Raw genomic sequence first — 6928 nt, 5'->3', positions numbered from 1 at the left:
GTCCCCTGAAGAGCCGTTCAAGACCAGGACGTTGATAGGCTGGGTGTGTAAGCGTTGTGAGGCGTTGAGCTAACCAGTACTAATTGCTCGTGAGGCTTGACCATATAACGCCAAAAGCGTTTGGTTGCAGAGAGCTGCAACACGGATCAAGAACTGAAGATACATAGAGCTTGCTGAAAAGCGAGACGGATTAGAGTTTGTACAGTGTTACCCAAGACTCAGCCTGAATAAGGCATACAGGATTTAGATTGTTACCTTTTTTTGCTTGGCGACCATAGCGAGATGGAACCACCCGATCCCTTACCGAACTCGGAAGTGAAACGTCTTAGCGCCGATGGTAGTGTGGGGCTTCCCCATGTGAGAGTAGGTCATCGCCAAGCACCTAATTAAGAAAGCCCTGCTACGTTGTAGCAGGGTTTTTTCGTGTGTTATTGTAAATAGAATAATAAGAAAACCCCTGATCGTAATCCGGTCAGGGGTTTTCTTATTGTGGATACGTACCTGACCATAAGTTGGGCACTGACGGCGGCTTAGTGTTTACCGGCTAAGCTTAATGTATATATTTGTCTGAGAGTTCGGTTGTCGTAATGATGGCGCATTCTAACTATCACATGCCTTATATGGACGGTGTAATGCCGCCGTTTTTCTTTGCCTGTCGGCAGGAAGGAGTGTGGTATGGCCTTAACAGCACCGCTGATGAAACGGTTAATTCCGGAGAGCTTCTGGCATGGCTGCGGGGGTTCGATGAGCGCATTGAACTGGAAACCTATCAGAACAAACGTGGTGAGCTGATGTATTGTGCCTGCATTTGCTTTCCCAATATTCCTCTTAAGCGCATGACCACTTCCCGCCTGAAGCCTTATGTGAGCAAGCACCGGCGGTCCAAAAGTGGCGGCTATTTCGTCACAGAAACAAAGTTATATTTGCCGTTAGTGTCTTCTGTGATTATGGCCAATATGCTGCAGGATCTTAAAGTGGGTTTGAATATGCTCGACGAAGTCGAGACTGTGATGGCGCACGTTAAACTGATGGAGTCCCGCAGAACTGCCTGTGCAGTTGAGGTTCAAGGAAAGGTTGGTGCAAAACTGCCAACAGAGCAGCTGGGGCGATATACAGCCGGGTATTTGCAGTATGATGCTGAAGTCAGCCGTTCAGATAAAGAAGCTAAGCAGTTGCTTAATGAGGCGGTTCGTAAAATCAGTAAGGTGTATGCTGACTGGGAAGATTTCTGTAAGGTATAAAAAAGCCCGCTTATTGACGCGGGCTTTTTGTTTCTGTCACGGAATATCAGTCCATATACATGGATTCAATTTTGTGGATTGAAAGGTCCGCGCCGTTGAACTCTTCTTCTTCATCCAGTCGCAGGCCACAGAATACTTTAATTGCACCATAGACAATTAAACCGCCAGCCACTGCAATCAGGATTCCCGCTATTGTGCCTGTAAGCTGTGACATCAGGCTGACACCGCCCAGACCACCAAAGGCCGTTGTGCCAAATATTCCCGCTGCAATGCCGCCCCAGGCGCCGCACAGGCCGTGCAGAGGCCATACACCCAGTACGTCATCAATTTTCCAGCGGTTTTGTGCGATGGTGAACATCCAGACAAACAGGGCACCTGCAACGCCGCCAACAAACAGTGCACCGATTGGGTGCATAATGTCTGAGCCGGCACATATCGCAACCAGACCGGCCAACGGACCGTTATGGATAAATCCGGGGTCGTTTTTACCGGCAAGTAATGATGCAATGATACCGCCGACCATCGCCATCAGGCTGTTTACTGCAACCAGACCTGAGATACCATCCAGTGTTTGTGCTGACATAACATTGAAGCCAAACCAGCCGATACACAGAATCCATGCGCCCAGTGCCAGAAACGGAATGTTTGACGGGGGGAAAGCCATCAGGCGGCCAGATTTATAACGGCCCTTACGGACACCCAGCAGGAGAACCGCAACTAATCCTAACCAGCCACCGACGCCGTGCACAACAACGGAACCGGCAAAGTCGTGGAAGGGCGCGCCAAAGGTGCTTTCCAGCCAGTTCTGAAAGCCGTAGTTACCGTTCCAGATAATGCCCTCGAACAAGGGGTAAACAAAGCCTACAACCAGGGCAGAGGCTATCAGGAATGGCCAGAAGCGGGCGCGTTCAGCGATACCGCCGGAAACGATTGCTGGAATGGCCGCTGCAAAGGTCATCAGGAAGAAGAATTTGACCAGCTCATAACCATTACCTTCGGCGAGGGTCTGAGCATCACTGAAGAAGGTGACATCATAGGCAATCCAGTAACCGACAAAGAAGTAAGCGACCGCTGAAAAACCAAAGTCGGTCATGATTTTTACCAACGCATTCACCTGGTTTTTCTGCCGGACGGTGCCGACTTCCAGAAATGCAAAGCCGGCATGCATGGCAAATACCATGATTGCGCCCATGAGAATAAATAGAGTGTTTGAACTCTGTACCAAGGTTTCTACAGCACTGTTAATACTATCCACAGCGGTCTCCGAAGCATTGATGCACCAATCAGAGTCAGGCGTAATTTTGCCTGCACCAATTCAGCGCGTTTGAGGTTTTTTTATGCTGCAAAACCGGGCAGATGCACCGGTTTTACGATTTATGCTTCATGTACTGCAGGAGGCGTGCCAGTTCGAGGTGGGCCAATTTGGGGGCATAAAAAAGCCGGAAAATCTCCCGGCTTTGTAAAGTTAGAATCTGTTACTTTATGTTGTGTAAGTAATCCTGACATTCCTGCCAGTTACCCCGGTATACGATCCGTTCAGCTTTGTTACCCAACTGATAGCTGTACATCGGATCGTAATACCACTCTAACAGTGGGCTTAGCCAGTTCAGGTGCTGGCTGTAACCTTCACCTTTGTCATGAGTAGCGATCGCCTGTTCCATCATTTTACGGAGTTCCCGCCAGCGTTCGCTGCCAAGGCGCTTACGTATCTTATCCAGACCGCTGAGCAGATATTCAGCGCACAGATGATTGCCCTGTTCCTCACCGTAATATTCGGTATGGGAACGGTGCATATCGATGACGTATTCCTGAAGCAGGTTATGTAACCGGGTTTCGAGATCTTCTTCCACGACAATGATGGGGGCTTGCTGCATTTTCAGGTGCAGAGAATGTGGGATATCAACGCTGCCGATAATCCGCCCTTCATCCTCCAGAATGAGTTCGCTGATACCAGTGTTGCGCAGCTTCAGTAAGTCGATTGCCAGTTTGTTTTCGAAATTGATCTGAGAACGTTGTGGTGTGACATAGCGGCCAAAGCTTGAACCCCGGTGATTAGCAGCGCCTTCCAGGTCGACAGCATTTTTTAGGCTGTTGATCAGAGGGGTTTTACGGCAGCCTGTATTGCCGCCAACAATATAAAAAGGCAATTCTTCGCAGGTTGCTTCTATCTCGTCCAGCAGGAAGTTACGCAGTGCTTTATAACCGCCGGTGACCAGTGGATAGTCAGCACCGGCTTCTTTCAGCCATTGCTGAGTTGTACGTGAGCGCAGGCCGCCGCGGAAACAGTACAGATACCCTTCAGGATTTTCTTCTACGAAGGCTTTCCAGGCTGCCATACGTTGTTCTTTAATCTCACCGCTGACCAGTTTATGGCCTAGCTTGATAGCTGCATCCTGTCCTTGCTGTTTATAACAGGTGCCTACTTTTTCCCGTTCTTCATTACTCATCAGCGGCAGGCTGACAGCAGAAGGGAATGCGCCTTGCTTAAATTCTACCGGTGCCCGCAGATCGATCATGGGGGTATCGTTGAGAAATAGTTGCCGGTAATTCAGTGTATCTTCGCGCATTTTGTTGCCTGTAAGCTGGCTGTCATTTTCGGGCCGCCATTATATGCGATCTCTGCCTGAATGCCTAAGAATCACCGGTGCTGACTGAGTTCCGGTGGCATTTCTTTGAGTGCTTGGCTATATTCCCCCGGCGTTAAGTCATCGTCTGGTAAGCTGAATGAATTCTTCTGTAGTATCGTCCCGCCGTCCGTATCTGGGCAGGGGGGCATCTGTTGAACGCTGTGAGTCATGTTTTTTGCGGGTTGATAAGTGTGTCTGTGATTTACAGAGTGCTGTGCCTGCACAGGTTGAGTTTTGTCTGCTGACTCATAATGATGAAGTGTATAAGCCCAGTAATACAGGCAGGCTCATTAAGGACTCTATTGCTGGCACCCGGCGGTTTATCTGGCACCGCAAAGAGGCGGATCCTGAGTTACTGGCGCTGATTCAGAGTCCGCAAGTGAATGCTTACATCGTTTTTCCGCCAGGTGATGATTATGCTGAACGGATGACGGAGTTTAATCCCGAACCAGGTAAACGGAGCGTGTTCATTGTATTGGATGGTACCTGGCGCCAGGCAAGGCGTATGTTTCGCCTGAGTGAATATTTGCAGGGGTTAGCGGTTATCAGCCTGAAAGAAGTGCCTGCTTCCCGCTACGGGCTGCGTAAGGCCGTTCATGATAATCAGCTGTGCACCGCTGAAGTGGCGATTGCGTTGCTCGATGAAATTGGCGATCACAGTGCCAGCATTCATTTACAGAAATACTTTGATGCGTTTACCGGGCGTTATCTGGAAACCCGTAGTCAGAAAGTGGTCGCCGCTGTATCAGAGGATGCCCGCTGAGATCCTCAATGGGGATAAGTTCAGCGGCTTGCCAGTTGCTGACTGCTCTGCCGGTGGCAGGATATCGGTACTTGGCCAGTAACCGGTTTTGAGTGCTTCTGCATAAGGTGTATTCAGGCCAGCCTGACGCATCTTATTGATACTGTCTTCCACGTCGTATTGTAAGGCATGCCAACTGGCAGTGATCTGCCCATCAGATTCCGGTGTTATCAGCATATACCAGGTGTCCGGCTGACCATCGTTGGCCGGCATACCTATAACCCCTGCGTTTAGCCATGTACCCTTTGTCAGTTGTTGCCCGAAAGGAATACCGCAATGACCACTGATAATGATATCTGCTTCGGAGTCGGTTTGTTGCTGTGCCTGCTCCGTTACATCAGAGGCAAATATAAACTGGTTAATGCTGTTTAAGCCGCCGTGGATAGCATGCATTTTCAGCCCTGCCCAGGTAAAGCTGATCTGTGCGGGAAGAGTTGCCATCCAGGTTTTAGCATCAGCGCTGACTCTGGGTTTAGCGAAGTTAAACCAGCCGGCAGACAGCAAGTCGCAGGTACTGCCCTCATCAAACCCGCAACCACAGTCATTGGCACCATTACCCAGAGATTCTTCGCAGTTGCCCTGTACTACAGCAATGCCCCATTCACGGATTAAATCAGTTGTTTCCTGTGGTGAAGCGCAGTAGGCGACAATGTCGCCTGTACAGAGGATATTACCGGCAGGAATCTCCAGTTTTTCACTGGTCTCTTTGATTGCCTTAGTTGCTGCCAGATTACTGTAAGGGCCACCAAAGATGAGTAATGGCTTTGTATCAGCCGGTGAAAATTCCTGCATTATCAAATTCCGTCATTAAAATCAGGCTGAGCTGGGTAAAGGCTGTGTTTTGCGGTTGCTCAGAATACCCAACCAAAACAGCAGACAGCCACCAATCAGCACCGTTGCGGAGATGAACAGCAGTTTTGTGTATTTATGCGCGTCGCCCAGCAACTGGGTGTGTCCGGCTGACTCGACAAAGTACAGGGCTGCACCGGCAATCGCTAAAATGAACGTGCTGACATAGCTCCATACCGGTACCTGATCCTGCTTGCCCCATAGGCAAAAGAAAATAACCGGTGCCAGGTACATAGAGGCGGTGCCACTGACAGCGACCGCACTGAACAAGTCTTTATTGCCAAGGAATACGCACAGTAAACCGAGCAGCATAAATACCGCCATCGTTACCCGGCCATTAAAGCGGCTGGCGGGCATCAGTTTCATATCAACCGCGACCAGTTTTGAAGAACTGGAGAGGGTGCTATCCAGTGTCGACATCGCTGAGATGATCAGGGTGATGTTAAACAACAGCATGGCGTTGTCACCCAGCAGGCGCAGCAGTGCCTCATTCATGGATTCACCGGAAGCGGCCTGAGCCCCGGCGATGATGCCAAAGCTTCCGAAAATGATAATGCAGATAACGCTGATCCAGCCAGCATGAATAAAGCTTTTTCGTGTGGTTTCCCGGTCTGCCAGGAAGCCACGGTCCATCATTACCGGATCGTGCATCGGATAACTCCAGACCTGTAACAGGGCTACCAGTAGCAGGATTGGGCCGGGTTCGGTGATGTTGAATGCTTTAAACATGATGTTGTCGATACTGACATGTCCCTGAAACAGAACGAGACCGCTGAGTAATGCCAGCACAACCAGAAACAGGGTCATCTGGAAAAGGTCTGTTCGTAGGGATGCTTTGAGGCCACCCAGCATTGAATACACCAGTGTAATACCGGCAAAAAGAACTACTGCGAAGGTATAACTGCTGCTGCCGGCGACGCCAAAGAGTATACCGATGACCAGAATGTTAGCGAAAACTTCACTGATCAGGCGTAGGCCGATAACAAAGTTATAGCATCCTGTTCCCCAGCGGCCGAAACGATCATGAAGGAATGCCTGCACACTGGTATAGCCATGCCGGAAGCGTAATGAGTCAATGATTTTGCCGCCGGTCAGGAAGGACAGGTAATAGGCTGCATAGGCCAGCGTGCCCCAGATACCGTAATAAAACCCCAGAATGGCGGCGTTCAGCAATGAACGGGCAAAGATCCAGGTGGTTACCTGTGAGAAAGTCAGCAGCAATAAGCCCGGTTGTTCACCGTCTTTGCTGTAGCCTTTAAAAAAGGTGTGATCATTGTTCACTTTTGGGGAGAGAAACAATGAAATTGCTGCAACAATGCCAACGACAATTGCCAGTGATAATGCCATGTCTGATGCCTTTATCCGAAGAGGGTGAGTTGCAGCATAGCTGCAAACAGACATGAAATTAC

Annotated in this window: 6 protein-coding genes and 2 rRNA genes; 4 read left to right on the top strand and 4 right to left on the bottom strand. The window is 49.7% G+C overall.

Annotated elements, in window-relative coordinates; genetic code table 11:
* From JYB63_RS14960 to JYB63_RS14950, 3 genes are all read left to right on the top strand, one after another.
* A 23S ribosomal RNA gene (locus JYB63_RS14960) occupies positions 1-104 on the top strand; the annotation flags it as partial.
* A 160-nt stretch (positions 105-264) separates the two neighbouring features.
* Positions 265-380 (top strand): 5S ribosomal RNA (rrf, locus tag JYB63_RS14955).
* A 207-nt stretch (positions 381-587) separates the two neighbouring features.
* Positions 588-1241, top strand: a complete 654-nt coding sequence (locus JYB63_RS14950; RefSeq protein WP_205658690.1) for a hypothetical protein — start codon at positions 588-590, stop codon at positions 1239-1241.
* 46 nt (positions 1242-1287) lie between these two features.
* Here the strand turns inward: JYB63_RS14950 and JYB63_RS14945 are convergent, their stop codons facing one another.
* Both JYB63_RS14945 and mnmH read right to left on the bottom strand, forming a co-directional pair.
* Positions 1288-2496 (bottom strand): ammonium transporter, encoded by a 1209-nt coding sequence (locus JYB63_RS14945; RefSeq protein ID WP_205658689.1) that lies wholly within the window; start codon positions 2494-2496, stop codon positions 1288-1290.
* Between the two features lie 220 nt (positions 2497-2716).
* Complete coding sequence (gene mnmH / locus JYB63_RS14940) at positions 2717-3808, bottom strand: tRNA 2-selenouridine(34) synthase MnmH (protein ID WP_205658688.1); 1092 nt, start codon at positions 3806-3808, stop codon at positions 2717-2719.
* Between the two features lie 157 nt (positions 3809-3965).
* On the opposite strand from mnmH, the gene JYB63_RS14935 reads away from it, so the two are divergent.
* On the top strand, positions 3966-4631 hold the full coding sequence (locus JYB63_RS14935) for a tRNA-uridine aminocarboxypropyltransferase (RefSeq protein WP_205658687.1): 666 nt from the start codon (positions 3966-3968) through the stop codon (positions 4629-4631).
* On the opposite strand, the gene JYB63_RS14930 is transcribed toward JYB63_RS14935, so the two are convergent.
* Complete coding sequence (locus tag JYB63_RS14930; RefSeq protein WP_205658686.1) at positions 4614-5462, bottom strand: metallophosphoesterase family protein; 849 nt, start codon at positions 5460-5462, stop codon at positions 4614-4616. The two genes, JYB63_RS14935 and JYB63_RS14930, sit on opposite strands and share 18 nt — an antisense overlap.
* A 21-nt stretch (positions 5463-5483) precedes the next feature.
* A complete protein-coding gene (locus JYB63_RS14925) occupies positions 5484-6866 on the bottom strand; it encodes an SLC5/6 family protein (protein WP_205658685.1) in 1383 nt (460 codons plus the stop codon).
* Positions 6867-6928 lie beyond the last annotated feature (62 nt).

The organism is Aliamphritea spongicola (assembly GCF_017051665.1).
GTDB classification, from domain to species: Bacteria; Pseudomonadota; Gammaproteobacteria; order Pseudomonadales; family Balneatricaceae; genus Amphritea; species Amphritea spongicola.
This window is presented reverse-complemented; position numbering and strand designations above follow the sequence as displayed.

What these genes read in the sequence shown, in the direction of transcription:
- JYB63_RS14930 (WP_205658686.1), bottom strand. Translation starts at nt 5,462, where the DNA reads ATGCAGGAATTTTCACCGGCTGATACAAAGCCATTACTCATCTTTGGT.
- JYB63_RS14935 (WP_205658687.1), top strand. Translation starts at nt 3,966, where the DNA reads ATGAATTCTTCTGTAGTATCGTCCCGCCGTCCGTATCTGGGCAGGGGG.
- JYB63_RS14925 (WP_205658685.1), bottom strand. Translation starts at nt 6,866, where the DNA reads ATGGCATTATCACTGGCAATTGTCGTTGGCATTGTTGCAGCAATTTCA.
- mnmH (WP_205658688.1), bottom strand. Translation starts at nt 3,808, where the DNA reads ATGCGCGAAGATACACTGAATTACCGGCAACTATTTCTCAACGATACC.
- JYB63_RS14950 (WP_205658690.1), top strand. Translation starts at nt 588, where the DNA reads ATGATGGCGCATTCTAACTATCACATGCCTTATATGGACGGTGTAATG.